This is a genomic window from Kosakonia sp. MUSA4 (assembly GCF_013085925.1).
GTDB lineage: Bacteria > Pseudomonadota > Gammaproteobacteria > Enterobacterales > Enterobacteriaceae > Kosakonia > Kosakonia sacchari_B.
Window position 1 is genome coordinate 4,128,220 of record NZ_CP025697.1, and the last position, 26,024, is coordinate 4,154,243.

The 26,024-nt window shown below is 55.5% G+C and carries 24 protein-coding genes and 4 tRNA genes; 11 read left to right on the forward strand and 17 right to left on the reverse strand.

Translation table 11 applies throughout. The features are described 5' to 3' along the window. From nrdF to leuA, 11 genes are all read left to right on the forward strand, one after another. The gene (gene nrdF, locus C0557_RS19495; protein WP_208660329.1) at nucleotides 1-963 is read left to right on the forward strand and encodes a class 1b ribonucleoside-diphosphate reductase subunit beta; all 963 of its coding nucleotides are present in this window, start codon (nucleotides 1-3) and stop codon (nucleotides 961-963) included. A gap of 386 nt (nucleotides 964-1,349) precedes the next feature. After that, nucleotides 1,350-2,552 (forward strand): glycine betaine/L-proline ABC transporter ATP-binding protein ProV, encoded by a 1,203-nt coding sequence (gene proV / locus C0557_RS19500; RefSeq protein ID WP_208660331.1) that lies wholly within the window; start codon nucleotides 1,350-1,352, stop codon nucleotides 2,550-2,552. Continuing rightward, a complete protein-coding gene (gene proW / locus C0557_RS19505; protein WP_208660333.1) occupies nucleotides 2,545-3,609 on the forward strand; it encodes a glycine betaine/L-proline ABC transporter permease ProW in 1,065 nt (354 codons plus the stop codon). The genes proV and proW overlap by 8 nt, the downstream gene beginning before the upstream one ends. Nucleotides 3,610-3,670: 61 nt before the next feature. Further along, complete coding sequence (gene proX / locus C0557_RS19510) at nucleotides 3,671-4,666, forward strand: glycine betaine/L-proline ABC transporter substrate-binding protein ProX (protein WP_208660335.1); 996 nt, start codon at nucleotides 3,671-3,673, stop codon at nucleotides 4,664-4,666. A gap of 326 nt (nucleotides 4,667-4,992) precedes the next feature. Then, entirely contained in the window at nucleotides 4,993-6,177 is a 1,185-nt protein-coding gene (locus C0557_RS19515; protein ID WP_208660337.1) for an MFS transporter, read from the forward strand. Nucleotides 6,178-6,299: 122 nt separating this feature from the next. Further along, entirely contained in the window at nucleotides 6,300-7,046 is a 747-nt protein-coding gene (locus tag C0557_RS19520; protein WP_074773533.1) for an AzlC family ABC transporter permease, read from the forward strand. Further along, nucleotides 7,036-7,371: an L-valine transporter subunit YgaH gene (gene ygaH, locus C0557_RS19525; RefSeq protein ID WP_208660339.1), complete on the forward strand. Its 336-nt coding sequence runs from the start codon at nucleotides 7,036-7,038 to the stop codon at nucleotides 7,369-7,371. The genes C0557_RS19520 and ygaH overlap by 11 nt, the downstream gene beginning before the upstream one ends. A 90-nt stretch (nucleotides 7,372-7,461) precedes the next feature. Continuing rightward, a complete protein-coding gene (mprA, locus tag C0557_RS19530; RefSeq protein ID WP_043952517.1) occupies nucleotides 7,462-7,992 on the forward strand; it encodes a transcriptional repressor MprA in 531 nt (176 codons plus the stop codon). Between the two features lie 116 nt (nucleotides 7,993-8,108). Next, entirely contained in the window at nucleotides 8,109-9,281 is a 1,173-nt protein-coding gene (gene emrA / locus C0557_RS19535) for a multidrug efflux MFS transporter periplasmic adaptor subunit EmrA (RefSeq protein WP_208660341.1), read from the forward strand. A gap of 15 nt (nucleotides 9,282-9,296) precedes the next feature. Further along, nucleotides 9,297-10,832: a multidrug efflux MFS transporter permease subunit EmrB gene (gene emrB, locus C0557_RS19540; RefSeq protein ID WP_208660343.1), complete on the forward strand. Its 1,536-nt coding sequence runs from the start codon at nucleotides 9,297-9,299 to the stop codon at nucleotides 10,830-10,832. 105 nt (nucleotides 10,833-10,937) lie between these two features. After that, nucleotides 10,938-12,587, forward strand: a complete 1,650-nt coding sequence (leuA, locus tag C0557_RS19545) for a 2-isopropylmalate synthase (protein WP_208660345.1) — start codon at nucleotides 10,938-10,940, stop codon at nucleotides 12,585-12,587. On the opposite strand, the gene C0557_RS19550 is transcribed toward leuA, so the two are convergent. The 17 genes from C0557_RS19550 to C0557_RS19630 form a co-directional block, all read right to left on the reverse strand. Beyond that, nucleotides 12,584-13,354 (reverse strand): helix-turn-helix domain-containing protein, encoded by a 771-nt coding sequence (locus C0557_RS19550; protein ID WP_208660347.1) that lies wholly within the window; start codon nucleotides 13,352-13,354, stop codon nucleotides 12,584-12,586. The genes leuA and C0557_RS19550 overlap by 4 nt on opposite strands. Before the next feature lie 67 nt (nucleotides 13,355-13,421). Further along, nucleotides 13,422-13,937 carry an S-ribosylhomocysteine lyase gene (luxS, locus tag C0557_RS19555; protein ID WP_007370566.1) on the reverse strand — a complete coding sequence of 172 codons (516 nt, stop codon included), beginning with the start codon at nucleotides 13,935-13,937 and terminating at the stop codon, nucleotides 13,422-13,424. Nucleotides 13,938-14,090: 153 nt separating this feature from the next. Further along, the gene (gene gshA, locus C0557_RS19560; protein WP_208660349.1) at nucleotides 14,091-15,635 is read right to left on the reverse strand and encodes a glutamate--cysteine ligase; all 1,545 of its coding nucleotides are present in this window, start codon (nucleotides 15,633-15,635) and stop codon (nucleotides 14,091-14,093) included. Between the two features lie 80 nt (nucleotides 15,636-15,715). After that, complete coding sequence (locus C0557_RS19565; protein ID WP_208660351.1) at nucleotides 15,716-16,144, reverse strand: YqaA family protein; 429 nt, start codon at nucleotides 16,142-16,144, stop codon at nucleotides 15,716-15,718. Next, nucleotides 16,141-16,707, reverse strand: a complete 567-nt coding sequence (gene yqaB, locus C0557_RS19570) for a fructose-1-phosphate/6-phosphogluconate phosphatase (protein ID WP_208663048.1) — start codon at nucleotides 16,705-16,707, stop codon at nucleotides 16,141-16,143. The genes C0557_RS19565 and yqaB overlap by 4 nt, the downstream gene beginning before the upstream one ends. A gap of 301 nt (nucleotides 16,708-17,008) precedes the next feature. Continuing rightward, nucleotides 17,009-17,085, reverse strand: a tRNA-Arg gene (locus C0557_RS19575). Between the two features lie 192 nt (nucleotides 17,086-17,277). After that, nucleotides 17,278-17,354, reverse strand: a tRNA-Arg gene (locus C0557_RS19580). 57 nt (nucleotides 17,355-17,411) lie between these two features. Continuing rightward, nucleotides 17,412-17,488: transfer RNA gene (locus C0557_RS19585), tRNA-Arg, on the reverse strand. A 4-nt stretch (nucleotides 17,489-17,492) separates the two neighbouring features. After that, nucleotides 17,493-17,585 (reverse strand) — tRNA-Ser (locus C0557_RS19590). Between the two features lie 337 nt (nucleotides 17,586-17,922). Then, nucleotides 17,923-18,108, reverse strand: a complete 186-nt coding sequence (gene csrA / locus C0557_RS19595) for a carbon storage regulator CsrA (protein ID WP_007370562.1) — start codon at nucleotides 18,106-18,108, stop codon at nucleotides 17,923-17,925. A 240-nt stretch (nucleotides 18,109-18,348) separates the two neighbouring features. Beyond that, a complete protein-coding gene (alaS, locus tag C0557_RS19600; RefSeq protein WP_208660353.1) occupies nucleotides 18,349-20,979 on the reverse strand; it encodes an alanine--tRNA ligase in 2,631 nt (876 codons plus the stop codon). 130 nt (nucleotides 20,980-21,109) lie between these two features. After that, nucleotides 21,110-21,610 carry a recombination regulator RecX gene (recX, locus tag C0557_RS19605; RefSeq protein ID WP_208660355.1) on the reverse strand — a complete coding sequence of 167 codons (501 nt, stop codon included), beginning with the start codon at nucleotides 21,608-21,610 and terminating at the stop codon, nucleotides 21,110-21,112. A gap of 68 nt (nucleotides 21,611-21,678) precedes the next feature. Further along, a complete protein-coding gene (gene recA / locus C0557_RS19610; protein WP_007370558.1) occupies nucleotides 21,679-22,743 on the reverse strand; it encodes a recombinase RecA in 1,065 nt (354 codons plus the stop codon). 90 nt (nucleotides 22,744-22,833) lie between these two features. Next, nucleotides 22,834-23,331, reverse strand: a complete 498-nt coding sequence (gene pncC, locus C0557_RS19615; protein WP_208660357.1) for a nicotinamide-nucleotide amidase — start codon at nucleotides 23,329-23,331, stop codon at nucleotides 22,834-22,836. 188 nt (nucleotides 23,332-23,519) lie between these two features. Then, the gene (locus tag C0557_RS19620) at nucleotides 23,520-24,398 is read right to left on the reverse strand and encodes a metal ABC transporter substrate-binding protein (RefSeq protein WP_208663050.1); all 879 of its coding nucleotides are present in this window, start codon (nucleotides 24,396-24,398) and stop codon (nucleotides 23,520-23,522) included. Between the two features lie 12 nt (nucleotides 24,399-24,410). After that, nucleotides 24,411-25,274, reverse strand: coding sequence for a metal ABC transporter permease (locus C0557_RS19625; RefSeq protein ID WP_074773499.1), 864 nt, complete (start codon nucleotides 25,272-25,274; stop codon nucleotides 24,411-24,413). Continuing rightward, nucleotides 25,271-25,945, reverse strand: a complete 675-nt coding sequence (locus tag C0557_RS19630; protein WP_074773496.1) for a metal ABC transporter ATP-binding protein — start codon at nucleotides 25,943-25,945, stop codon at nucleotides 25,271-25,273. The genes C0557_RS19625 and C0557_RS19630 overlap by 4 nt, the downstream gene beginning before the upstream one ends. Nucleotides 25,946-26,024 lie beyond the last annotated feature (79 nt).

The following is a 26,024-nucleotide window of genomic DNA, read 5'->3' on the forward strand; positions in this document are numbered from 1 at the left end:
ATGAGCCAACTAACACGTATCAGCGCGGTGAACTGGAACAAAATCCAGGACGATAAAGATCTGGAAGTGTGGAACCGGCTGACCAGCAATTTTTGGCTGCCGGAAAAGGTGCCGCTGTCGAACGATATTCCCGCCTGGCAGACGTTAAGCCCGGCAGAGCAACAGCTTACCATCCGCGTTTTTACCGGCCTGACGCTGCTTGACACCATTCAGAATACCGTTGGCGCACCGGCGTTAATAAGCGACGCGCTGACACCGCATGAAGAGGCAGTTTTGTCGAACGTTAGCTTTATGGAAGCGGTACATGCCCGCTCCTACAGTTCGATTTTCTCCACGCTATGCCAGACCAAAGATGTCGATGCCGCGTATAGCTGGAGCGAAGAAAACCCGGCGTTGCAGCGCAAGGCGCAGATCATCCTGCAGCACTATCGCGCCGATGAGCCGCTGAAGAAGAAGATCGCCAGCGTGTTTCTGGAATCTTTCCTCTTCTATTCCGGTTTCTGGCTGCCGATGTACTGGTCAAGCCGCGGCAAACTGACCAACACCGCAGACCTGATTCGGTTGATCATTCGCGACGAAGCGGTACACGGTTATTACATTGGTTATAAGTATCAGAAAGGGCTGGAGAAAGTCAGCGCAGAAAAGCGCGAGGCGTTGAAGAATTTCGCGCTGGATCTGCTGATGGATCTCTACGATAACGAGCTGCAATACACTGAAGATGTGTACGCGGAGAGCGGCTGGACAGAAGAGGTGAAAGCGTTCCTCTGCTATAACGCCAACAAAGCGCTGATGAACCTCGGTTATGAAGCGCTCTTCCCGGCAGAAATGGCGGACGTGAACCCGGCAATTCTTGCCGCGCTTTCGCCGAATGCCGACGAAAACCACGACTTTTTCTCCGGCTCCGGCTCCTCATATGTGATGGGGAAAGCCGTCGAAACCGAAGACGAAGACTGGAATTTTTAACCGCCCGCGCCTCTCCCTTTCCGGGAGAGGAATATTCCCGCCAATATTCTTTTTAAAAAACCCGCCAGCGAAAAAGGTTATTGCTATTACGCGAATATCTGCGTATTTCTTCGGCATAATAATCAAACAGGCACTACACTGTAATGTCCTTGTCATTTTCACCTGAAGCACGCCATTTCAGGTGCGATTTCGTGATGAATACGAAAAAATTATCATCCGCCATCAGCCCTTATCTCATGGGAAATAGAGACGATTCTGCAAACGTCAAATTCCGCAGGCCCGGCAATTGAGGGTTGTCTCAGATTCTGAGTATGTTAGGGTATAGCCAGTCAATTATTCTCATCAGGTATTATATCGACAATAAATAACAGGAACTCTTTTATTGCATGGCAATTAAATTAGAAGTGAAGAATCTTTATAAAATATTTGGCGAGCATCCGCAGCGGGCTTTCAAATATATTGAGAAAGGACTTTCAAAAGAAACGATTCTGGAAAAAACGGGTCTGTCGCTTGGCGTTAAAGACGCCAGTCTGGCCATTGAAGAAGGCGAGATATTTGTCATCATGGGGTTATCCGGATCGGGTAAATCCACTATGGTACGCCTTCTCAATCGCCTGATTGAACCCACCCGCGGACAGGTGCTGATTGATGGCGTGGATATCGCCAGAATATCAGACGCCGAGTTACGCGAGGTGCGCAGGAAAAAGATTGCGATGGTCTTCCAGTCGTTTGCGTTAATGCCCCATATGACGGTGCTGGATAATACCGCATTTGGTATGGAATTAGCGGGAATGGCACCGCAGGCGCGACAGGAAAAAGCGCTCGACGCCCTGCGTCAGGTCGGGCTGGAAAATTATGCGCACGCGTATCCGGATGAACTCTCCGGCGGTATGCGCCAGCGTGTTGGTCTGGCGCGCGCATTAGCGATTAATCCGGACATTCTATTAATGGATGAAGCCTTCTCGGCGCTCGATCCATTAATTCGTACGGAAATGCAGGATGAGCTGGTAAAACTGCAAGCGAAACATCAGCGCACCATCGTATTTATTTCCCACGATCTGGATGAAGCCATGCGTATTGGCGACCGGATTGCCATTATGCAAAATGGCGAAGTGGTACAGGTCGGTACGCCGGATGAAATATTGAATAATCCGGCCAATGATTATGTGCGCACCTTCTTCCGCGGCGTGGATATTAGCCAGGTGTTTAGCGCGAAAGATATTGCGCGTCGAACACCGGTGGGTTTGATCCGTAAAACGCCAGGTTTTGGCCCGCGCTCAGCGCTGAAACTGTTGCAGGATGAAGACCGTGAATACGGTTATGTGATTGAACGCGGCAATAAATTTGTCGGCATTGTCTCCATCGACTCCCTGAAGGCGGCGCTCAGCCAGAACGCGGGGATCGAGGCGGCGTTAATTGACTCCCCGCTTGCGGTGGAGGCGGAAACGCCGCTCAGCGAATTGCTCTCCCATGTCGGACAGGCGCCCTGCGCCGTGCCGGTCGTCGGTGAAGAACAGCAATACGTGGGCATCATCTCGAAACGGATGCTGCTGCAGGCTTTAGATCGCGAGGGGGCAAACAATGGCTGATCAAAATAACCCGTGGGATAGCGCGCCAGCAACCGATAGCGCGGCGCAGTCCGCAGATGCCTGGGGCGGCGGTTCTGCCGCACCTGCCGACGGCAGCGGCGCCGACTGGCTGCACAGCGCGCCAGCACCCGCGCCGGAACATTTCAACATTATGGATCCGTTCCATAAAACGCTGATCCCGCTGGATAGCTGGGTAACGCAGGGGATCGACTGGGTAGTGATGCACTTCCGCCCGGTATTCCAGGGGATCCGCATCCCTATCGACTATATCCTCAGCACTTTCCAGCAACTGCTGCTGGGGATGCCCGCGCCGGTCGCGATTATCGTGTTCTCGCTGATCGCCTGGCAGATGAGTAGCGCCGGAATGGGGATTGCCACGCTGGTATCGCTGATTGCCATTGGCGCGATTGGTGCCTGGTCGCAGGCGATGGTCACGCTGGCGCTGGTGCTGACTGCGCTGCTGTTCTGCGTGGCGATCGGTTTGCCGCTGGGGATCTGGCTGGCGCGTAGCCCACGGGCGTCGAAAATCATTCGCCCGCTGCTGGATGCCATGCAGACCACGCCAGCGTTTGTTTACCTGGTACCGATTGTCATGCTGTTTGGTATCGGCAACGTGCCGGGCGTGGTGGTGACGATTATCTTCGCCCTGCCGCCGGTGGTGCGTCTGACCATCCTCGGTATTAACCAGGTTCCGGCGGATTTGATTGAAGCTTCACGCTCATTTGGCGCCAGCCCGCGTCAGATGTTGTTCAAAGTACAGTTACCACTGGCCATGCCTACCATTATGGCGGGAATTAACCAGACGCTGATGCTTGCCCTCTCCATGGTAGTGATCGCCTCGATGATCGCCGTTGGCGGGCTTGGCCAGATGGTACTGCGCGGTATTGGCCGCCTCGATATGGGGCTGGCGACCGTCGGCGGCGTTGGGATCGTAATCCTCGCCATCATCCTCGACCGCCTGACGCAGGCTGTCGGCCGCGATTCCCGCAGCCGTGGAAATCGTCGCTGGTATCAAACCGGCCCGCTGGGTCTGCTGACCCGTCCATTCGCAAAATAGACCTGTTTCCCGGCGCCCGGCGCCGGGTTAGCACGTCCCACCTGAACAATAAGGAACAACGATGCGACATAGCGTACTTTTTGCCACAGCGTTTGCCACCCTTGTCTCTACCGGCACATTTGCTGCAGACCTGCCTGGCAAAGGCATCACCGTACAGCCCTTCCAGAGCACCATTTCTGAAGAAACCTTCCAGACGCTGCTGGTCAGCCGCGGGCTGGAAAAACTCGGTTATACGGTGAATAAACCGAGCGAAGTGGATTACAACGTCGGTTACACCTCTCTTGCCGCTGGCGACGTCACCTTTACCGCCGTTAACTGGCAGCCGCTGCACGACGACATGTATGCCGCTGCGGGCGGTGACAGCAAATTCTATCGTTCCGGGGTGTTTGTCACCGGCGCGGCGCAGGGTTACCTGATCGATAAGAAAACCGCCGAGCAGTACCACATTAAAAGCATCGATCAGCTTAAAGATCCGAAAATCGCCAAACTGTTCGACACCAATGGCGACGGCAAAGCCGATCTGACCGGCTGCACGCCCGGCTGGGGCTGTGAAGCAGTAATCAATCACCAGATCGATGCTTACGGCCTGAGCAACACCGTGGTGCATAATCAGGGCAACTATGCGGCGATGATGGCGGACACCATTACCCGCTTCAAAGAGGGCAAACCGGTGCTCTATTACACCTGGACTCCCTACTGGGTGAGCGATGTGCTGAAACCGGGTAAAGATGTGGTCTGGTTGCAGGTACCGTTCTCTTCCCTGCCGGGCAAGCAGAAAGATATCGACACCAAACTGCCGAACGGCATGAATTATGGCTTCCCGGTGAACACCATGCACATTGTCGCCAACAAAGCCTGGGCGGAGAAAAACCCGGCCGCGGCGAAATTGTTCTCGGTGATGAAGTTGCCTATCGCCGACATCAATGCGCAGAACGCGATGATGCATGAAGGCAAAGCCTCTGAAGCGGATATTCAGGGTCATGTTGACGGCTGGATCAAAGCCCACCAGCAGCAGTTTGACGGCTGGATAAAAGACGCGCTGGCAGCGCAGAAGTAATCCCTCCTGATAAAGCGCCATTCGGTTTATGCCGGATGGCGCTTTCGCTTATCCGGCCTACGCGCCATATACCGCCAGAGGTGCAAATTCGGGCACATCCCGTAGGCCGGATAAGGCTGTGCCGCCATCCGGCAATCAAAGCGCCGTATGCCGCCTGAGGTGCAAATCCGGGCACATCCCGTAGGCCGGATAAGGCTGTGCCGCCATCCGGCAATCAAAGGCGCCATCGGCTTTTCCCCCGATAACTGCACAGATAACAACACGCCCTCTCAAGCAATTGACTATGATAGGTTGCTGAAAAAAACCTTACCTGACTACGCATTCCTATGACACAAGCAAACCACGGTCTTAGCCCGGCGCTGATTGCGCTGATGTCCGTCGCCACCGGCCTTGCGGTCGCCAGCAATTACTATGCGCAACCGCTGCTCGACACCATCGCTCATGCCTTTTCGCTGTCGCCTAATCAGGCGGGCTTTATTGTCACCGCCGCCCAGCTTGGCTATGCCGCTGGTCTGCTGTTTCTGGTGCCGCTCGGCGATATGTTTGAGCGGCGCACGCTCATTGTGGTGATGACGCTGCTGTCGGCGGGCGGCATGTTGATTACCGCCAGCAGTTCGTCGCTGAGCGTTATGATCCTCGGCACCGCGCTGACCGGGCTATTTTCCGTCGTCGCACAGATCCTCGTGCCGCTGGCCGCAACATTAGCCACGCCGGATAAACGCGGCAAAGTGGTCGGCACCATCATGAGCGGGCTGCTGCTGGGGATTTTACTGGCGCGCACCGTTGCCGGATTGCTCGCCAGTCTCGGCGGCTGGCGCACGGTGTATTGGGTCGCCAGCGTGCTGATGGTGCTGATGGCGCTGGCGCTGTGGCGCGGTCTGCCGAAGCTCAAACAGGAAACGCACCTCAATTACCCGCAACTACTCGGCTCTGTTTTTACGCTGTTCGCCGGTGATAAAGTGCTGCGCACTCGCGCCCTGCTCGGCTGTCTGAGTTTCGCCAACTTCAGTATTCTCTGGACGTCGATGGCGTTCCTGCTGGCCTCACCGCCGTTCAACTTCTCCGAAGCGGTCATCGGTTTATTCGGCCTGGTCGGCGCGGCGGGCGCATTAGGCGCGCGTCAGGCTGGCGGTCTGGCGGATCGCGGCAAATCGCACCTCACCACCACGGGCGGTCTGATATTACTGCTGCTTTCATGGCTGGCCATTTGGCTCGGTCACAGCTCGGTTATCGCGCTGATTGTTGGCATTATTGTGCTCGATCTCACCGTGCAGGGCGTGCATATCACCAACCAGACAGTGATTTACCGCATCAAACCGGATGCGCGTAATCGCCTGACCGCCGGTTACATGACCAGCTACTTTATTGGCGGCGCGGCAGGTTCGTTGATCTCGGCCTCCGCCTGGCAGCATGCGGGCTGGGCGGGCGTCTGCGCGGCGGGCAGTACGCTGGCGCTGTTGAATCTGCTGGTCTGGTGGCGAGGGTTTCACCGCCAGCAAGTGGCGAGGTAAGCAAGCGCTCACATTTACATCATTCCACTAAAAACCGGGTGTTAACGAGTCCCTCAGTCTGTTAAGGTTATAGGACTTGTTTATCCCGGTTATATTAACGTGGGTGATATATAACAAACACTATGGATAGTTTAGCAATACCTCCAGACGCCGAGCCAGTGAGAGTAGCCACGCTACAGGAAGGCATCAAAGACAGTCTTCCTATCGTTTTAAGCTACATCCCCGTTGCATTTGCCTTTGGTATGAATGCCAGCAAACTCGGTTTTTCTCCTCTCGAAAGCCTCTTCTTCTCCTGCATTATCTACGCAGGCGCCAGCCAGTTTGTGATTACCACCCTGCTTGCTGCGGGCAGCACCTTATGGGTTGCCGCGCTGACCGTCATGGCAATGGATGTTCGCCACGTGCTGTATGGCCCGTCGTTACGCAGCCGTATTCTGCAACCGCTTAAAAATCCGAAAACCGCGATCTGGGCCTTTGGCCTGACGGACGAAGTGTTTGCCGCCGCGACCGCCAAACTGGTGCGCGATAACCGTCGCTGGAGCGAAAACTGGATGATCGGCATCGCGTTATTCTCGTGGCTCTCCTGGGTTGCGGGGACGGTGCTGGGCGCATTTTCCGGCAGCGGCCTGCTGGAGGGATATCCGGCGGTAGAATCGGCGTTAGGTTTTATGTTGCCCGCCCTGTTTATGAGCTTCCTGCTGGCATCGTTCCAGCGTCGCCAGACGCCGAGCGTCACCGCCGCGCTGCTTGGCGCGCTGGCCGGTTTAACGCTGTTCTCTATCCCTGCGGCGATCCTCGCCGGGATCGGTTCTGGCTGCGTCGCCGCGCTGGTGCAGGCGTTTTATCAGGGTGTTCCCGATGAGGCATGAAATTTTATTGCTCGGTCTGCTGGTGGGCTGCGTTAACTTTTTATTTCGCTATCTTCCCCTGCGCGTTCGCGTCGGGCGGCCAAATCTGACAAAACGCGGGGTCGCTGGCATCCTGTTGGACACCATCGGCATCGCCTCTATTTGTTCATTGCTGGTGGTGTCATGCGTACCAGAAATTATTCATGACGGCCGCCGCCTGTTGCCAACGCTGATTGGCTTCGCGGTACTGGGCCTGAGTTTCTGGAAAACACGCAGCATTATTCTCCCCACGCTACTGAGCGCGCTTGCGTACGGAATCGCATGGAAACTGCTGACGGATGCATAGATGAGGCAAATTTATTAGCAGCAATAATACATTTACTTTATTTGTCACTGTCGTTACTATATCGACTGCAATTAATGAGGTCATACACAAATGGATAGTTCGTTTACGCCCATAGAGCAAATGCTTAAGTTTCGCGCCAGCCGCTATGAGGATTTCCCGTTTCAGGAGATTTTGCTCACCCGTCTTTGCATGCACATGCAGGGTAAGCTGCTGGAAAACCGCAACAAAATGCTGAAAGCGCAGGGTATTAACGAGACGTTGTTTATGGCATTGATCACGCTGGAGTCGCAGGAAAACCACAGCATTCAGCCGTCTGAATTGAGCAGCGCGCTGGGTTCTTCACGTACCAATGCCACACGTATTGCCGATGAACTGGAAAAACGCGGCTGGATCGAGCGTCGCGAAAGCGATAACGATCGCCGCTGCCTGCATCTGCAACTGACCGATAAAGGTCATGAATTCCTGCGTCAGGTTCTGCCCCCGCAGCACAACTGTCTGCATCAACTGTGGTCTTCCCTGAGCGAAGCGGAGAAGGACCAGCTTGAGCAGATCACACGCAAGTTACTTACGCGTCTCGACCAGATGGACGAAGACGGCGTCATTCTTGAGGCGCTGCGCTAACGCGACAAGCCGCTCGAATATCCAGGATATAAGAATATAAGGGCCAGCCTGATGCTGGCCTTTCTAACGGAAGGTCGGCTGTGCCGACATCAAAAAATAAGATCGTGGAGAAAAGCATGAGCGCAAATGCGGAGAGTCAAACCCCGCAGCAACCGGTCAAAAAGAAAGGCAAACGTAAAGGCGCCCTTCTGCTGCTGACCTTGCTCTTTGTTGTTATTGCCGTGGCATATGGGATTTATTGGTTTTTGGTACTGCGTCATTATGAAGAAACCGATGACGCTTATGTAGCAGGAAACCAGGTGCAAATCATGGCGCAGGTATCCGGCAGCGTGACGAAAGTCTGGGCTGACAATACCGATTTTGTAAAACAGGGAGATGTGCTGGTTACGCTGGATGCCACCGATGCGCAGCAGGCGTTTGAAAAAGCGCAGACAGCACTGGCAAGCAGCGTTCGTCAAACCCGCCAGTCGATGATCAACAGCAAGCAGTTGCTGGCGAGCATCGACGTGAAAAAAACCGCCCTCGCCCAGGCACAGAGCGATTTAAACCGTCGTATTCCACTCGGTACTGCCAATTTGATCGGCCGCGAAGAGCTGCAACACGCCCGTGATGCCGTGACCAGCGCGCAGGCCGATCTGGACGTTGCCATTCAGCAATACAACGCCAACCAGGCGATCGTGCTGGATACGCCGCTGGAAGATCAGCCAGCCGTTAAGCAGGCCGCGACGGAAGTCCGCAATAGCTGGCTGGCGCTGCAACGTACGAAAATCGTCAGCCCCATCACCGGCTACGTGTCGCGTCGCGCAGTACAGCCTGGCGCACAAATCAGCCCAACCACCGCATTAATGGCCGTCGTTCCGGCCACCAATTTGTGGGTGGACGCGAACTTCAAAGAGACGCAGCTTGCACATATGCGTATTGGCCAGACGGTAACCGTGGTCAGCGACATCTATGGTGATGAAGTGACCTACAGCGGGAAAGTGGTCGGCCTCGATATGGGCACCGGCAGCGCGTTCTCACTGTTGCCTGCGCAAAACGCGACCGGTAACTGGATCAAAGTAGTTCAGCGCCTGCCGGTTCGTATTGAGCTGGACGCCAAACAACTTGCCGATCATCCGCTGCGTATCGGTCTCTCTACGCTGGTGAAGGTCGATACCGCCGATCGTGAAGGTCAGGTACTGGCAAGCCAGGTGCGTAGCAGCCCGGCGTATGAAAGCAACGCCCGTGAGATTAGCCTTGAGCCGGTCAACACGCTGATCGAAAACATCGTGAAAGCCAACGCCGGTTAATCTGAGGTGAGTGCAATGCAACAGAAACCGCTGGAAGGCGCGCAGCTGGTCATTATGACCATTGCGCTGTCGCTTGCGACCTTCATGCAGGTGCTGGACTCCACCATCGCTAACGTGGCTATTCCCACGATTGCCGGTAACCTTGGTTCGTCGCTGAGCCAGGGGACATGGGTGATCACCTCTTTCGGGGTAGCGAATGCTATCTCGATTCCGATCACCGGCTGGCTGGCAAAGCGCGTCGGGGAAGTAAAGCTGTTCCTCTGGTCAACGGTGGCCTTCGCTATCGCCTCCTGGGCGTGCGGCGTCTCCAGCAGCCTGACGATGCTGATCTTCTTTCGCGTGATCCAGGGGATTGTCGCCGGGCCGTTGATCCCGCTCTCCCAGAGTTTGTTGCTGAGCAACTACCCGCCCGCCAAACGCTCCATCGCGCTGGCGCTGTGGTCAATGACGGTGATCGTCGCGCCGATTTGCGGGCCGATCCTCGGCGGTTATATCAGCGATAACTACCACTGGGGCTGGATCTTCTTTATCAACGTGCCGATCGGCGCGCTGGTGGTGGTGCTGACGCTGCAAAGCCTGCGCGGCCGTGAGACGCGAACCGAACAACGACGCATTGACGGTATTGGTCTGGCGCTGCTGATTATCGGTATCGGCAGTTTGCAGGTGATGCTCGATCAGGGCAAAGAGCTGGACTGGTTTAACTCGACGGAGATCATCGTGCTGACGATTGTCGCTGTGGTGTCGATCAGCTTCCTGGTGGTCTGGGAGTTGACCGATGAAAACCCGATAGTCGATCTGTCGCTGTTTAAGTCGCGCAACTTTACCATCGGCTGCCTCTGCATCAGCCTCGCCTATATGCTCTATTTCGGCGCGATTGTTTTGCTGCCGCAGCTGTTGCAGGAAGTCTATGGCTATACGGCAACGTGGGCGGGCCTGGCCTCCGCGCCTGTCGGAGTGATCCCGGTACTGCTGTCACCAATTATTGGCCGCTTCGCCCATAAGCTGGATATGCGCCGTCTGGTGACCTTCAGTTTTATTATGTATGCGGTGTGCTTCTACTGGCGTGCGTATACCTTCGAACCGGGAATGGATTTTGGCGCTTCTGCGTGGCCGCAGTTTATTCAGGGTTTCGCCGTGGCCTGTTTCTTTATGCCGCTCACCACCATTACGCTCTCCGGCCTGCCGCCTGAGCGACTGGCGGCGGCGTCGAGCCTGTCGAACTTTACTCGTACGCTGGCCGGTTCGATTGGGACATCGATCACCACCACGCTGTGGACTAACCGGGAATCGCTGCACCACGCGCAGCTCACCGAGTCGGTCAACCCGTACAACCCCAACGCGCAGGAGATGTATAACCAACTGCAAGGCATGGGGATGTCGCAACAGCAGGCGTCCGGCTGGATAGCGCAGCAGATCACCAATCAGGGGCTGATCATTTCCGCCAATGAGATTTTCTGGTTCTCGGCGGGCATATTCCTGATCCTGCTCAGTCTGGTGTGGTTTGCCAAACCCCCTTTCGGCGCCGGTGGCGGCGGAGGTGGCGCGCACTGATTTTTGCCGCGCCTTGTCCAGAACGCGACAGTGGTTGTCAGTCCCGATAAAGCAGCGCTCCTGAAATCGCTTCACGATGGTGAAAAGACAACAGGAGCGCATCACATGCTTAAAAATCCCGCAGAAAAATATTCCCCTTTCGTCCCCTTAACGTTGCCCGATCGCCGCTGGCCGGAACAGCGCATTAGCCATGCGCCGCGCTGGCTTTCCACCGATCTGCGCGATGGCAACCAGGCGCTGGCAGAACCGATGGACAGCGCACGCAAACTGCAATTCTGGGACCTGCTGCTGGCGTGCGGCTTTAAAGAGATTGAGGTGGCTTTCCCTTCGGCCTCGCAAACGGATTTCAACTTTGTTCGCCAGTTGATTGAAGAGCAGCGCATTCCCGACGATGTGACGATTCAGGTATTAACCCAGGCGCGGGAAGATTTAATTCACCGCACCTTTGCTTCACTGCACGGCGCCAGGCAGGCGACAATTCATTTGTACAACGCCACAGCGCCGTTGTTTCGCCGCCTGGTATTTGGCATGGAGAAAGCGCAGATTGTTGAGCTGGCGACGCGCTCCACGCAACTGATTCGCCAGCTGTGTGAAGAGAATCCGCAAACGCGCTGGCAGTATGAGTATTCGCCGGAGACGTTTTGCTTTACCGAAGCCGACTTCGCGCTGGAGATTTGCGAAGCGGTGGCCGATGTCTGGCAACCGTGCGCCGAACGCCCGATGATCATTAACCTGCCGGCGACCGTTGAAGTCAGTACGCCGAATGTGTATGCCGATCAGATTGAACATTTCTGCCGCCACTTCAGCCGCCGTAGCGAGGTGTGCATTAGCGTGCATCCGCATAACGATCGCGGCACCGGTGTTGCCTGCGCAGAGCTGGCGGTAATGGCCGGGGCCGATCGCGTTGAAGGCTGCCTGTTTGGTAACGGTGAGCGCACCGGTAATGTCTGCCTGGTAACGCTGGCGATGAATCTCTACAGCCAGGGGATCAGCCCGCAACTCGATTTCAGCGATATACAGCGCGTAGTGGAAGTGGTGGAAAGCTGTAACCAACTGCCGGTACACCCGCGTCATCCGTGGGCTGGCAGCCTGGCCTATACCGCGTTTTCCGGCTCGCACCAGGATGCGATCAAAAAAGGGTTCGATGCCCGTAAAGCTGGTAGCCGCTGGGAGATGCCCTACCTGCCGGTCGATCCGCAGGATATTGGCTGTAGTTATGAAGCGGTGATCCGTGTGAACAGCCAGTCCGGGAAAAGCGGTAGCGCCTGGCTGATTGAACAAAACCATGGCCTGAAACTGCCACGCGCCCTGCAACAGGATTTTAGCCAGCATGTGCAGCAGGAGACGGATAAACACGGCAAAGAGATGACGCAAAATGCGCTGTGGCAGCTGTTCCGCAATCGTTACGGTCTTATACCTTCGCCGCCGCTGGCACTGCAACGCTATCGCAGCGACAGCCAGCAGGATGGTCAGTTACGCCTGACGGCGACGGTTATGCGCGAAGGTAAAACGCGCGAACTGACCGGCAGCGGCAATGGCCTGCTTTCGGCGGCCGCCAACGCCATCACGCCGTGGCTGGGCAAACCGTTTGTCATCAAGGATTACCACGAGCATACGCTTGGCGCGCGCAGCGACAGCCGCTCGGTGGCGTATATTCGCTGCCTGTACCAGGATGGCAGCAGCCGCTGGGGCGTGGGGATTGATAATGATGTCGCGCGCGCCTCATTACAGGCGTTGCTGAACGCGGTGGGCTAAAGGGAAGGTTCGCGGAAGTAATCGCTGGGTGAGACGCCCATCACCCGGCGAAACATCGCCGTAAAGGCGCTGTGGCTGCCATATCCCAGATCCAGCGCCACGCGCAGTACCGATTGCCCTTGCGCCAGGCGCAGCAGCGCCGCCAATAAACGGGCGCGTCGCACCCATTCGCCATAACTTAGCCCTGTTTGCTGCTGAAAATGCCGGTTCAGCGTGCGCTCGCTCATGTTCGTCAGGCTGGCGGACTGCGCGCTGCTCCAGCTTACTCCCGGTTCGGCGCGGATCTGTTCGCAGAGCTGGCGCAACGCTGCGCTTTGCGGCTCCGGCAGGTGAAACGGCAGCACCGGCATGGCGCGGATTTCATCCAGAATCAGTTCATAGATGCGTTCATCGCGGCTGCCGGGCGCATACTCCGGGGCCAGATCGAACGCAGCGACGATGAGTTCGCGCAGCAGCGGCGTGATCTGCACGATTTGGCAGGACGCAGGCAGATCGGCGCGGGCCAGCGGATCGATAAACAGCGTGCGGGCTGCAACGCTGCCGGTAATGCGGATAGCATGCTGTGTTCCGGCGGGTAACCACACGCCGCGACCAGGCGGAACCACCCAACACCCGGCAGCGGTATCCACGCGCACCACGCCGCTCAGGCTATGCAATAGCTGCGCGCAATCGTGCTGATGCCACGGTTCGCTGTCGCCGTGCTGATAATCATGGGCGAAGGGATGCAGAGGACGGTGCGTAAAGGAGAAGGTTAAGGTGGTGGTCATCGGGTTGCCGCTGGGTGGCGAGAAAGCAGGCCCGGTAAGCGAGCTACCGGGCGCTACAATGACAGCACTAGATGTGCAGTTCCTGCAATTTTTCTTTCGGCAGGGCCAGCTCTTCGTTGCTGTTAACGCGGACATCGCGGTCGAGAATGTGACGGGCGATTTCCTGCGCTTCTTCCAGCGAGTGCATGGTATAGGTGCCGCACTGGTAGACGTTAAGTTCCGGGATCTGGCTCTGTTCTTTCACCTTCAGCACATCGGCCATCGCCGCTTTCCACGCATCCGCCACGCGCTGCTCATCCGGCGTGCCAATCAGGCTCATGTAGAAGCCCGTGCGACAACCCATCGGCGAAATATCGATGATCTCAACGCCGTTGCCGTTGAGGTGGTTACGCATGAAACCCGCAAACAGATGCTCAAGCGTGTGGATCCCTTTTTCCGGCATGACTTCTTTGTTAGGCACGCAGAAACGCAGGTCGAATACGGTGATGGTATCGCCATGCGGCGTGTCCATGGTCTTGGCTACACGGACAGCAGGGGCTTCCATACGGGTATGATCGACAGTGAAGCTATCCAACAATGGCATTTAGTCACCTCCGACAGTGATTTTTTTTAAATAAAAATGAACTCTTCTTTTTCATGCGAGTCTGAGTATATGAAAGACGCGCATTTGTTATCATCATCCCTGACTTTCAGAGATGAAATTTTGGCCACAGCAATGTGGCCTTTTTCTTTTCTGTCAGGCGTGACGCGCGAGCAACGCTTCAAATGACTCGGTATCCCCGGCTTCAATCTCTGCCTGACGCGCCAGCGATGCTTTGCACTCGGCGATAAAATCTTCCTCATGCAGGATTTCCAGCGGCTCTTCGCGAAGCTGTGAACGATACTGATCGCCCAGCGCTTTGCCGGTGCCGCCAATGCCGTTATCGATCATCGAACGCAGGATGCGCGCCGAGAAAGTGAGCTCCGGATCGTCGAAGCTGGCGACCAATTGTTCACACACCTGCTCGTATTCGTTGCCACCGTACACGCCATCGAGCGTCTGCGCCACTCGTTTCAAATCCCGGAACAGATCTTTGCCGACCTTCGCCAGCGGGAATTGCGCGGTTTCACAGCCAATACCCAGCGTCAGGCCCGGTTTACGCCCTTCCAGAATCACGCGATTCCAGTTTGTACGCGTACACAGCAGTTCGTCACTGCTCATCTCCGGCGCATCGGCCAGCACGCACCAGACCATAAACAGATCGAGGAAGCGAATCTGCTGCTCGTCAACACCAATCGCCGTGAAGGGGTTGATGTCCAGCGAGCGCACTTCAATATATTCAATGCCGCCGCGCAGCAGCGCATCCGACGGCGTTTCACCTCTGCGGGTCACGCGTTTCGGGCGAATCGGCGCATACAGCTCATTCTCGATCTGCAAAATATTGGTATTGATTTGCAGATACTTATCGTCTTTCTTCAGACCAATTTTAGCGTACTCTTCCGAAGGCGTTTTTATCGCCCGCTTCAGCGCCACCACATAATCGTGCAGATTATTAAAGGTGATGCCCAGGTTGTTCTGCGATTTATTGGTATAGCCCAGATCGCTTAAGCGCAGCGATGTGGCATACGGCAGGTAATACATACCGTTCGGCGTTTTCTCAAACGGCAGCGTGGTCGGTTTCCCTTGCAGGAACGACGGGCAGATCGCCGGAGACGCACCAAACAGATACGGGATCACCCAGCCAAAACGGTAATAGTTACGGATCAGGCGGAAATAGCCGTCGGATACCGTTTCTTTATCGGTACCGCCGCTTTTCGCTTCCCAGAATGCCATCGGCAACGAGAAGTTGTAATGCACGCCGGAAATGGTTTGCATCAGCGCGCCATAGCGGTTTTTCAACCCTTCGCGATAGAGCGTTTTCAGGCGACCAATGTTGGAGGTGCCGTACTGCGCCAGCTCAATCTGCTGGCCGTCTTTGATATAGCACGGCATACTCAGCGGCCACATCCGCTCGTCGCCAATCTGGCGCGCGGTGTAGCGATGAATATCGCGCATGATCGTCAACATATGGTCGATATCGCCATCGACCGGCGTAATAAACTCCAGAAGCGCTTCCGCAAAATCAGTAGTGATCCACTGATGAGTTAAGGCAGAGCCGAGCGTCGCCGCATGACCGGTGGTCGCCAGCGAGCCATCTGCGTTTACGCGCAGCGTCTCACGTTCAAGACCGCGTTGGATCCCCTTTACTGCCTGAGGATGTTTTTCCAGCCAGGACAACGCCTGTGATACGTCCGGGATCAAGTTGACCTCCCGCCTGTAATAATCATTTTATTAAGCATAATTGTAATGGTTGACGATTAAAGGTCACTCACTCAGTCCAATTAGTGCCACCACGTCATACCCTGTAGCGTTACCAGGGCTATCGCCACATAGCGTAACGCCTTGCCAAGGCATAAAAAAAACAGCACTGGTCCCCATGAAAGGCGCATCCAGCCCGCCAGCAGACACAGCACATCGCCTATAACAGGCATCCAGCTCAGAAGCAGCGCTGCCGCGCCGTAACGTCTGAGCCAGCGAGTCGCTTTTTCCTGCCAGCGCGATGTTTTACGCTGCGGAAAGAAACGCCCAAGAATAACGTTAGTCAGCCCTCCAAGGCTATTACCCATTGTTGCTATTACGACGAGCAGCCAGGGCTGACTGACACCAGAAAGCAGCATCGCAATCAGCACGACCTCAGAATTGCCGGGTAACAGCGTGGCGCTAAGGAAGCTACTGGCAAACAATGACAGGAGCGACAGGCTGTCACTCACAATAAGCGTACATCAACTGCATCCATACCGGCGGCCTGCGCGGCCTGGATACCGAAATCTGCATCTTCAAATACCACGCATTGCGCCGGTTCCACGCCCATTTGTTGGGCGCAAAGCAGGAAAGTATCCGGTGCAGGTTTGTGATTTTTAACATGATCGGCGGCAACAACCGCATTGAAATAGTGACGCAGTCCAAGGTGCGCCAACAGCGCTTCCGCAATAGCGCTTTCACTGCCGGTTCCCACCGACATGGGGCGACGGCCGTGCCACTCTTTTACAACGTCGATTAATGGCAAAGGGCGCACTGAATCCAGCAGCATCGCTTTAACCGCTGCGGTTTTCTCCTGCGCCAGCGCATGCGGATCGAGATCGCCCTGATTCGCTTCAATGATGAACTGCGCGATACGCCAGGTCGGTAAGCCATTTAGCCCGACCATGGACTGCTCGTCAAAACGCATCCCGTAACGCCCCAGCACTTCATGCCAGGCTTTACGGTGGGTCGGCTCGGTGTCCAGGATGGTGCCATCCATATCAAAAATCAGACCAGCGTAACGTTCGTACATCATGTTCTCACAAAGCGGATAACAAACAGTTACTTTAACGTAAACAACGTTTTTTGTCGCTGCTGGTAAGAGAAAGCTGAGATGCCTTTACTGGAAGAGGGTTCGCAGAATATGTTTTTGCAGAAGAGGTGGAGTTTGTAGAACATGAAGTGGAGATTTTGCAGAGATGGTGCATCCGGGAGGACGACTCGTCTTTCGACTCGCCCTGCGGGCCGTTGCTGATGCAACGTCATCCCCCTGGTGCAAGCGGTTTTATCCGCTGTCCCGGAAACGACAAACTTGCTGTCATTTCCTCAAAATATGGTGCATCCGGGAGGATTCGAACCTCCGACCGCTCGGTTCGTAGCCGAGTACTCTATCCAGCTGAGCTACGGATGCATCGGGATTACTGCTTTGACAATGAAACAACAGACTTGCTGTTATTCCATCGAAATATGGTGCATCCGGGAGGATGACTCGTCTTTCGACTCGCCCTGCGGGCCGTTGCTGATGCAACGTTATCCCCCCTGGTGCAAGCGGTTTTATCCGCCGTCCCGGAAACGACAAACTTGCTGTCATTTCCTCAAAATATGGTGCATCCGGGAGGATTCGAACCTCCGACCGCTCGGTTCGTAGCCGAGTACTCTATCCAGCTGAGCTACGGATGCATCGGGATTACTGCTTTGACAATGAAACAACAGACTTGCTGTTATTACATCGAAATATGGTGCATCCGGGAGGATTCGAACCTCCGACCGCTCGGTTCGTAGCCGAGTACTCTATCCAGCTGAGCTACGGATGCAAAATGGCGGTGAGGCGGGGATTCGAACCCCGGATGCAGCTTTTGACCGCATACTCCCTTAGCAGGGGAGCGCCTTCAGCCTCTCGGCCACCTCACCACACGCCTCTTTCGAGTGCTTTGAAGAACTTGTTGAGAGCTCATCGTCGCTGCGTGGCGCACATATTACTTTCTGGGACTTATAAGTCAAACAATTTTTCCAGCCCCTGAATCGTTTGCACACTTCGCAGTCAATTAGCCTGTAAAAAGGCCAAAAAGGATGTTTTCTCAGCAGAATTTCCGCCGCTTCGCTGAAGAAAGACAAAAACAAGCCTGCCACGAAAACAGGAGTCTGATACAAAAAATCAGCGGGGCTGAAATAAAAAGGAAACCTGGAGAGGAGAAAATCTGGAGGAGGTGTTGCGTCTCGCCGTACAACCGCGAGACGCATAATAGCATCAGTAGTTGGACTGCTGTGATTTTTCAGCCTGGATACGCTGGTAGATCTCTTCACGGTGAACAGATACTTCTTTCGGGGCATTAACGCCAATGCGTACCTGGTTACCCTTAACCCCTAAGACAGTCACAGTGACCTCATCCCCAATCATGAGGGTTTCACCAACTCGACGAGTCAGAATCAGCATTCTTTGCTCCTTGAAAGATTAAAAGAGTCGGGTCTCTCTGTATCCCGGCATTATCCATCATATAACGCCAAAAAGTAAGCGATGACAAACACGTAAAGTGTAAGCAGTCACGGCATCACATTCTGTTAAACGTAAGTTTAGCCGATATACACAACTTCAACCTGACTTTCTTGTTATCAACAGCGTAGTGGCAACAAGGCCATAATCGGTAAGATTATGGCCTGTGCATTCGCTTTGTAGTTATGACAGTTTTGCGCTTACCCAGTCTTTAACACTGGCAAGAGCAGCAGGAAGCGCAGCCGCATCGGTACCACCGGCTTGCGCCATGTCCGGACGTCCGCCCCCTTTGCCCCCAACCTGCTGGGCAACCATACCAACCAGATCCCCTGCTTTCACACGGTCAGTCACATCCTTCGAGACGCCCGCAATCAGAGAAACTTTCCCTTCAGCCACAGTGGCGAGAACAATAACAGAAGCGCCCAACTGGTTCTTCAGATCGTCCACCATGGTACGCAGCATCTTCGGCTCGACGCCTGCCAGTTCGCTGACCAGCAGTTTCACGCCGTTAAGGTCAATCGCTTTGCCGGACAGGTTAGCGCTCTCCTGCGCTGCCGCCTGCTCTTTAAGCTGCTGCAACTCTTTTTCCAGCTGACGCGTACGATCGATAACAGTACGCACTTTGTCACCGAGGTTCTGGCTATCGCCTTTCAGCAACTGTGCGATATCGTGCAGTTGGTCGCTCTGCGCATGCAGGCTGGCAAGCGCACCTTCACCGGTAACCGCTTCGATACGACGCACGCCAGCGGCAGTGCCGGATTCAGACACAATGCGGAACAGACCGATATCACCAGTGCGGGAAGCATGCGTACCGCCGCACAGTTCGGTAGAGAAATCGCCCATGCTCAGTACCCGCACGCGCTCATCGTATTTCTCGCCAAACAGCGCCATCGCGCCATTCGCTTTCGCGGCTTCCAGATCCATGATGTTGGTTTCGATCGGCAGGTTACGGCGAATCTGCGCGTTCACCAGATCTTCCACTGCACGGATCTCAGACGGCTTCATGGCTTCGAAATGAGAGAAGTCAAAGCGCAGCGCTTTGTCATTCACCAGCGAGCCTTTCTGCGCGACGTGGGTGCCAAGAACGGTACGCAACGCAGCGTGCATCAGGTGCGTTGCAGAGTGGTTCAGGCGGATGCGCGCGCGACGCGCTTCGTCGACTTCCGCTTTCACGCCGTCACCCACTTTCAGAGTCCCGGTTACCAGCTTGCCGATGTGGCCAATCGCCTGACCATATTTCTGCGTATCCTGCACGGCAAACGCAAAACCGTTGCCTTTCAGTTCACCTTTATCACCAACCTGACCGCCGGATTCTGCATAGAATGGCGTTTCATCAAGCACGACAACCGCTTCCTGGCCTGCAGCAATCGCGTTCACCGGTTTGCCATCGACAAACAGTGCAGTCACTTTACCGTTCAGTTCCAGGTGATCGTAGCCTTTAAATTCTGAGGCGCTATCCACGCGGATCATCGCGTTGTAGTCCGCGCCAAATCCGCTGGATTCGCGGGCGCGGCGGCGCTGCTCTTCCATGGCGGCTTCAAAACCGGCTTCATCAATTTTCAGGTTACGCTCGCGGCAAACGTCCGCTGTCAGATCCATCGGGAAACCGTAGGTATCGTACAGACGGAAGACCGTTTCGCCGTCCAGCGTATCTCCTTTCAGTTTTGCCAGCTCTTCGTCCAGCAGCGCCAGACCGCGCTCCAGAGTACGGGCAAACTGCTCTTCTTCGGTTTTCAGAACCTGTTCAACCTGCGCCTGCTGGCGTTGCAGATCTTCACCGGCAGAGCCCATCACAGCGATCAGCGGCGCAACCAGTTTATAGAAGAAGGTGTCCTTCGCGCCCAGCATGTTACCGTGGCGAATAGCACGACGGATGATACGACGCAGCACGTAGCCGCGGTTTTCGTTTGATGGGATTACGCCGTCAGCAATAAGGAATGCACAGGAGCGAATGTGGTCCGCGATAACGCGCAGGGATTTGTTGCTCAAATCCGTCGCGCCGGTCACTTTCGCTACGGCTTCGATCAGCTTAACGAACAGATCGATTTCATAGTTGGAATTCACATGTTGCAGTACGGCTGCCACACGCTCCAGGCCCATACCGGTGTCCACTGACGGTTTCGGCAGCGGTTCCATGGTGCCATCGGCCTGGCGGTTAAACTGCATAAAGACGATGTTCCAGATTTCGATGTAACGGTCGCCATCTTCTTCCGGACTGCCCGGAGGGCCGCCCCAGATATGGTCGCCGTGATCGTAGAAAATCTCGGTACACGGGCCGCACGGACCGGTATCGCCCATCTGCCAGAAGTTATCAGACGCGTAAGCGGCGCCTTTGTTATCACCGATGCGAATAATACGCTCACGCGGGATACCAACTTCTTTTTCCCAAATTTCGTAGGCTTCATCATCCGTTTCGTACACCGTCACCCACAGACGCTCTTTCGGCAGGTTGAACCAGTTTTCACCGGTCAGCAGTTCCCATGCATACTGAATAGCATCATGTTTGAAGTAATCGCCGAAGCTGAAGTTGCCCAGCATTTCAAAAAAGGTGTGATGACGTGCAGTGTAACCGACGTTTTCCAGGTCATTGTGTTTACCACCGGCACGGACACAACGCTGTGCCGTGGTGGCGCGGGAATAATTACGTTTGTCGAGCCCAAGGAACACATCCTTGAACTGGTTCATCCCTGCATTGGTAAACAGCAAAGTCGGGTCGTTATTTGGCACAAGGGAGCTGCTGGCAACTACCTGATGTCCTTTGCTATGGAAAAAATCGAGAAACGCCTGACGGATCTCAGCGGTGCTCTTGCTCATAATTATCCTGAAATCAAGCTAACGAAATATGGTAACCAGCCGCCGCCATGACATAGCAGACGCGCCAGTTACTGGAAAAAGTGGGAATAAGATAAGTTTTCTTTAGTGCGAAGTAAAATCCCGTATGCGCTCAGTCGGCAAAATTTCGCCATATCTCCTGAATATCTTCCTGCAAAAAGCCACGATAGAGTAAAAAGCGTTGCACCTTTACTTTCGCGACAAACTCCGTCGGCAGTGGTTCTCCATACTTGCGCAACGCCTGATCGCGGGCGCTGGCGACCCAGTCGACATCGCATTCACGCATCGTCTGCTCCGTCGTTTCCCGCGCGATCCCTTTTTGATTCAGTTCCTGGCGAATACGAACCGGCCCATAGCCTTTGCGCGCCCGGCTGGCGATAAACTGACGCACGAAACGGACATCATCGAGAAAATGGTGCTCAAGGCACCACTCCACAATCTGTTCCACCTCTTCTTCCGTACAGTCGAGCTCCTCCGGGCCGTTTTTTCCCATTACCGGCGCCGTCAGTTTGCGGCGAAACTCTTTTTCGCTGTGATCGCGCATCGCCAGAATCCGCATCGCCCGATCGCGCAAACGGGGAAGAGCAGAACGGCGGGGAGTATCATCAGACATGGCTCATTCCTGTGGTCGCAGAAAAGCAAAAGGGCTGCATCAGCAGCCCTCGATTGCGGTTCAGATTATCAGAAATCTTCGTTGGTTTCTTCAACGTCTTCGCCGTTGCTATCCACCGAGAATTCCGCAGCGGAATTCTGATTACTGAGCAGAATCTCGCGCACTTTTTTCTCGATCTCTTTCGCCGTTGCCGGGTTCTCTTTCAGCCAGGTTGTTGCATTCGCTTTACCCTGTCCGATTTTTTCACCGTTGTAGCTGTACCAGGCACCCGCTTTTTCGATCAGCTTCTCTTTCACGCCGAGGTCAACCAGCTCGCCGTAGAAGTTGATACCTTCACCATAAAGGATCTGGAATTCAGCCTGTTTGAACGGCGCAGCGATTTTGTTTTTCACCACTTTCACGCGGGTTTCGCTGCCGATAACGTTGTCACCCTCTTTTACCGCACCGATGCGACGGATATCCAGGCGCACAGAAGCGTAAAACTTCAGCGCGTTACCGCCGGTGGTGGTTTCCGGGTTACCGAACATCACGCCAATTTTCATACGGATCTGGTTGATAAAGATCAGCAGCGTGTTGGATTGTTTCAGGTTACCGGCCAGCTTACGCATCGCCTGGCTCATCATACGTGCCGCGAGGCCCATGTGAGAGTCGCCGATTTCGCCTTCGATTTCCGCTTTCGGCGTCAATGCCGCAACGGAGTCGACAACCAGCACGTCAACTGCGCCAGAACGCGCCAGCGCATCGCAGATCTCCAGCGCCTGCTCACCGGTGTCCGGCTGGGAGCACAGCAGGTTGTCGATATCAACGCCCAGCTTACGGGCATAGATAGGATCCAACGCGTGCTCCGCATCGATAAACGCACAGGTTTTACCTTCGCGCTGCGCTGCGGCAATCACCTGCAATGTCAGCGTGGTTTTACCGGATGATTCCGGCCCGTAGATTTCGACGATACGCCCCATCGGCAGACCGCCTGCGCCCAGCGCGATATCCAGCGAGAGCGAACCGGTGGAGATAGTTTCCACATCCATGGAGCGGTCTTCACCCAGACGCATGATGGAGCCTTTACCGAATTGCTTTTCGATCTGACCCAGTGCAGCTGCAAGCGCCTTTTGTTTGTTTTCGTCGATAGCCATTATTACTCCTGTCATGCAGAGTGAAGCGCGTTACGCCCCGCTGTGAATTACTGTTCTGTTGTCGCAATTATACTGTATGGTCATACAGTATCAAGTCTTTTGTAGAAAATGTTGCCAGAGGGTTTGCAGCGCATAAGCCGTCGCCTGCCTGCGTACGGATTCGCGGTCGCCAGGAAAGCATTCGCGCCGTGTAATCCCTTCCCCGCTGACGCTGGCAATACCAAACCAGACGGTGCCGACCGGCTTCTCCTCACTGCCGCCGTCCGGGCCAGCGATACCGCTGATCGAAATAGCATAATCGGCACGCGCGGCTTTCAGTGCACCAATCGCCATTTCCACCACCACCGGCTCGCTCACCGCGCCGTGCGCATCCAGCGTGTCGGGCTGCACGCCAATCATTTGCGCTTTTGCTTCATTACTGTAGGTAACAAAGCCACGTTCAAACCAGGCGGAACTGCCGGCAATGTCGGTGATGACCTTTGCAACCCAGCCGCCGGTGCAAGATTCCGCCGTCGTTAGCGTTGCGCTGCGCGCTTTTAACGCCTGTCCGATACGCTCACTCAGCTGCATTAATTCAGTGTCCGTCATGATGGCTCCCGTGCACAAAAAATCGTGGCGGAAAAGATACCACTTTCCGGACAAATGTGGGGATGGCTTAATGAATTTACGAGGAGGCTTCCGAAAAAAGCGCGGTAGAGGAAATGGCGGCCCGAAGCACAGGCCCGGCCGCCGGGTAATTCGCCGGATGGCGCTTGGCTTATCCGGCCTACTGGAGGTTATTTCATGCTGTTCGCGATAGTGTCAACGTTATGGCGAAACGCTTTCTGATAAGTATCCGCCACGCCGCCTTTCGCGCTCAGCGCTTCCGGATAGAGTTCACCGCCCGGCTGCGCGCCGGTCGCACTGGCAATCTGTTTCACCAGACGCGGATCGAGCTGGTTCTCCATAAACCAGACGTGAACACCATCGGCTTTGATCTGCTTAATCAGCGACGCCACCTGCGCTGCGCTGGCTTCGCTCTCCGAGGAGATCCCCTGCGGCGCCATAAACTCAACGTTGTAGGCACGAGCGAAATAGCCGAAGGCATCATGGCTGGTCAGCACTTTGCGTTTCGCCTGCGGGATAGCGCTGAAGCGCTCTTTCGCCCAGCTATCCATTTGTTTTAATTCGGCGATATAGCGCTGGCCGGACGCATTGAGCGCGGCTTCATCTTCCGGATCGGCTTTCACCAGCGCGGCCAGAATATTTTGTGCATACAGCGCACCATTGGCGGCGCTGTTCCAGGCGTGGGGATCGGTCACGGTTTTACCATCCTCTTCCAGCGTATGCGTGGATACGCCGGTTGAAGCCACTACCAGTTGGCCTTTAAAACCGGAAGCCTTCACCAGCCTGTCGAGCCAGCCTTCCAGCCCTAAACCATTCACCACCACCACATCGGCTTTATTCAGCAGCGCGCTGTCTTTCGCCGAAGGTTCAAAGGTGTGCGGATCGCCATCCGGCCCGACCAGCGTCGTCACCTTTACATGCTCGCCGCCCACTTCTTGTGTAATGTCGCCCAGAATCGAAAAACTGGTGACCACATTTAACGTTTTTGCCATCGCGCCCTGCGCCATCAAGCCCAGCGCAAGCGCCAGCATCACCCCTGTACGTTTCATCATTTCCCCTTGCTACGTTAAAAGCGCGCGCAGGCTTTGAGCCAGCCCGCTGCGCGTGCCAAATAAAACGGAAAAAAAGAACACCGCGCTGGCGGTCAGCACGATGGCAGGGCCAGCAGGCAGGCCCGCCATCCACGATAAACTTAAGCCCAGCCAGGCACAGAGCGCGCCGGTCACCGCCGCCAGCAACAGTAAGGCCGGTAGCGTGCGCACCCAACAGCGCGCCGCCACTGCGGGCAACATCATGACGCCCACCGCCATCAGCGTGCCGAGAACCTGAAACCCGGCGACCAGGTTTAATACCAGCAGCGCCAGAAACAGCCCGTGCAGCAACCCCGGCAAGCGGGATGCATTCACCTGCAAAAACGCACTGTCGAACGCTTCGCTGACCAGCCCGCGATAACCCACCGCCAGCACGATCAGCGTCAGGCTGGCGACACCCGCGACAAACAGCGCCGCATCACTATCCACCGCCAGAATCGAACCAAACAGCAGGTGCAACAGATCGACGTTCGAGCCACGTAACGATACCAGCGTGACGCCCAGCGCCAATGAGCCGAGATAAAAACCGGCAAAGCTGGCGTCCTCTTTCAGCGGCGTACGTCGGCTGACCCAGCCGGCGACCAGCGCCACGGTGATGCCCGCAACGAAGCCACCAATACTCATCGCCAGCAGCGACATGCCATTCAGCAAGTAACCGACCGCCACACCCGGCAGAATGGCGTGCGAGAGCGCATCGCCCATCAGGCTCATACGACGCAGCAGCAAAAAGACGCCCAGCGCAGTGGTGCTGACCGAAAGCGCCATGCAAACCACCAGCGCGCGGCGCATAAAACCAAATTCAATAAACGGCTGGAAAAAGAGATGCCAAATCATGCGCTACACACCTCAGCCGTCGCCTGAGACTGCGCGGATGCGCCCCACTGCGCGGCTTTTTCGCCAAGGCGCAGGGTTTGCGGAAAGTAACGTGCTACGCGTTCACTATCATGCAACACCGCCAGGATGGTCTGCCCTTCGCGATGCATATCAACGATTTGTTCCATCAATACCTGCGAAGTAATTTCATCAATGCCGGTGAAGGGTTCATCCAGCATGACCAGCGGCGCGTTTTGTACCCAGACGCGGGCAAATAACATGCGCTGGAATTGCCCGCCGGAGAGCGTATCAATGGTTTCACGCGCCATGGCCGTTAAGCCCACGCGTTCCAGCCCCTGCGCAACCCGTTTACGCGCGTCACGATTCAGGCCGCGAAACAGGGAGATACGCGGCCAACAGCCCATGCAAACCACATCCTGAACGGTGAGCGGAAACTGTGATTCCAGCGCGTGACGCTGCGCCAGCCAGCCAATTGTCGGGCGTGACGGTTGCCAGCGCAGCACGCCGCTCACCGGAGGTAAAAATCCGGCCAGCGTTTTTAATAATGTCGATTTGCCGCAGCCGTTAGCGCCGACAATAGCGGTCATACTTCCGCGCTCCAGCGTGCCGCAGAGTGCAGGGGTAATGGCCAGCCGGTCATATCCCGCCACTAAATGGTCAAGTTCAATCATGGCAACGTGACCGCCCAATCAGTCAGGAGCCAGAGCACCAGCAATAACGCGACGGCCAGCAGCAACCGGGTCGCACCAG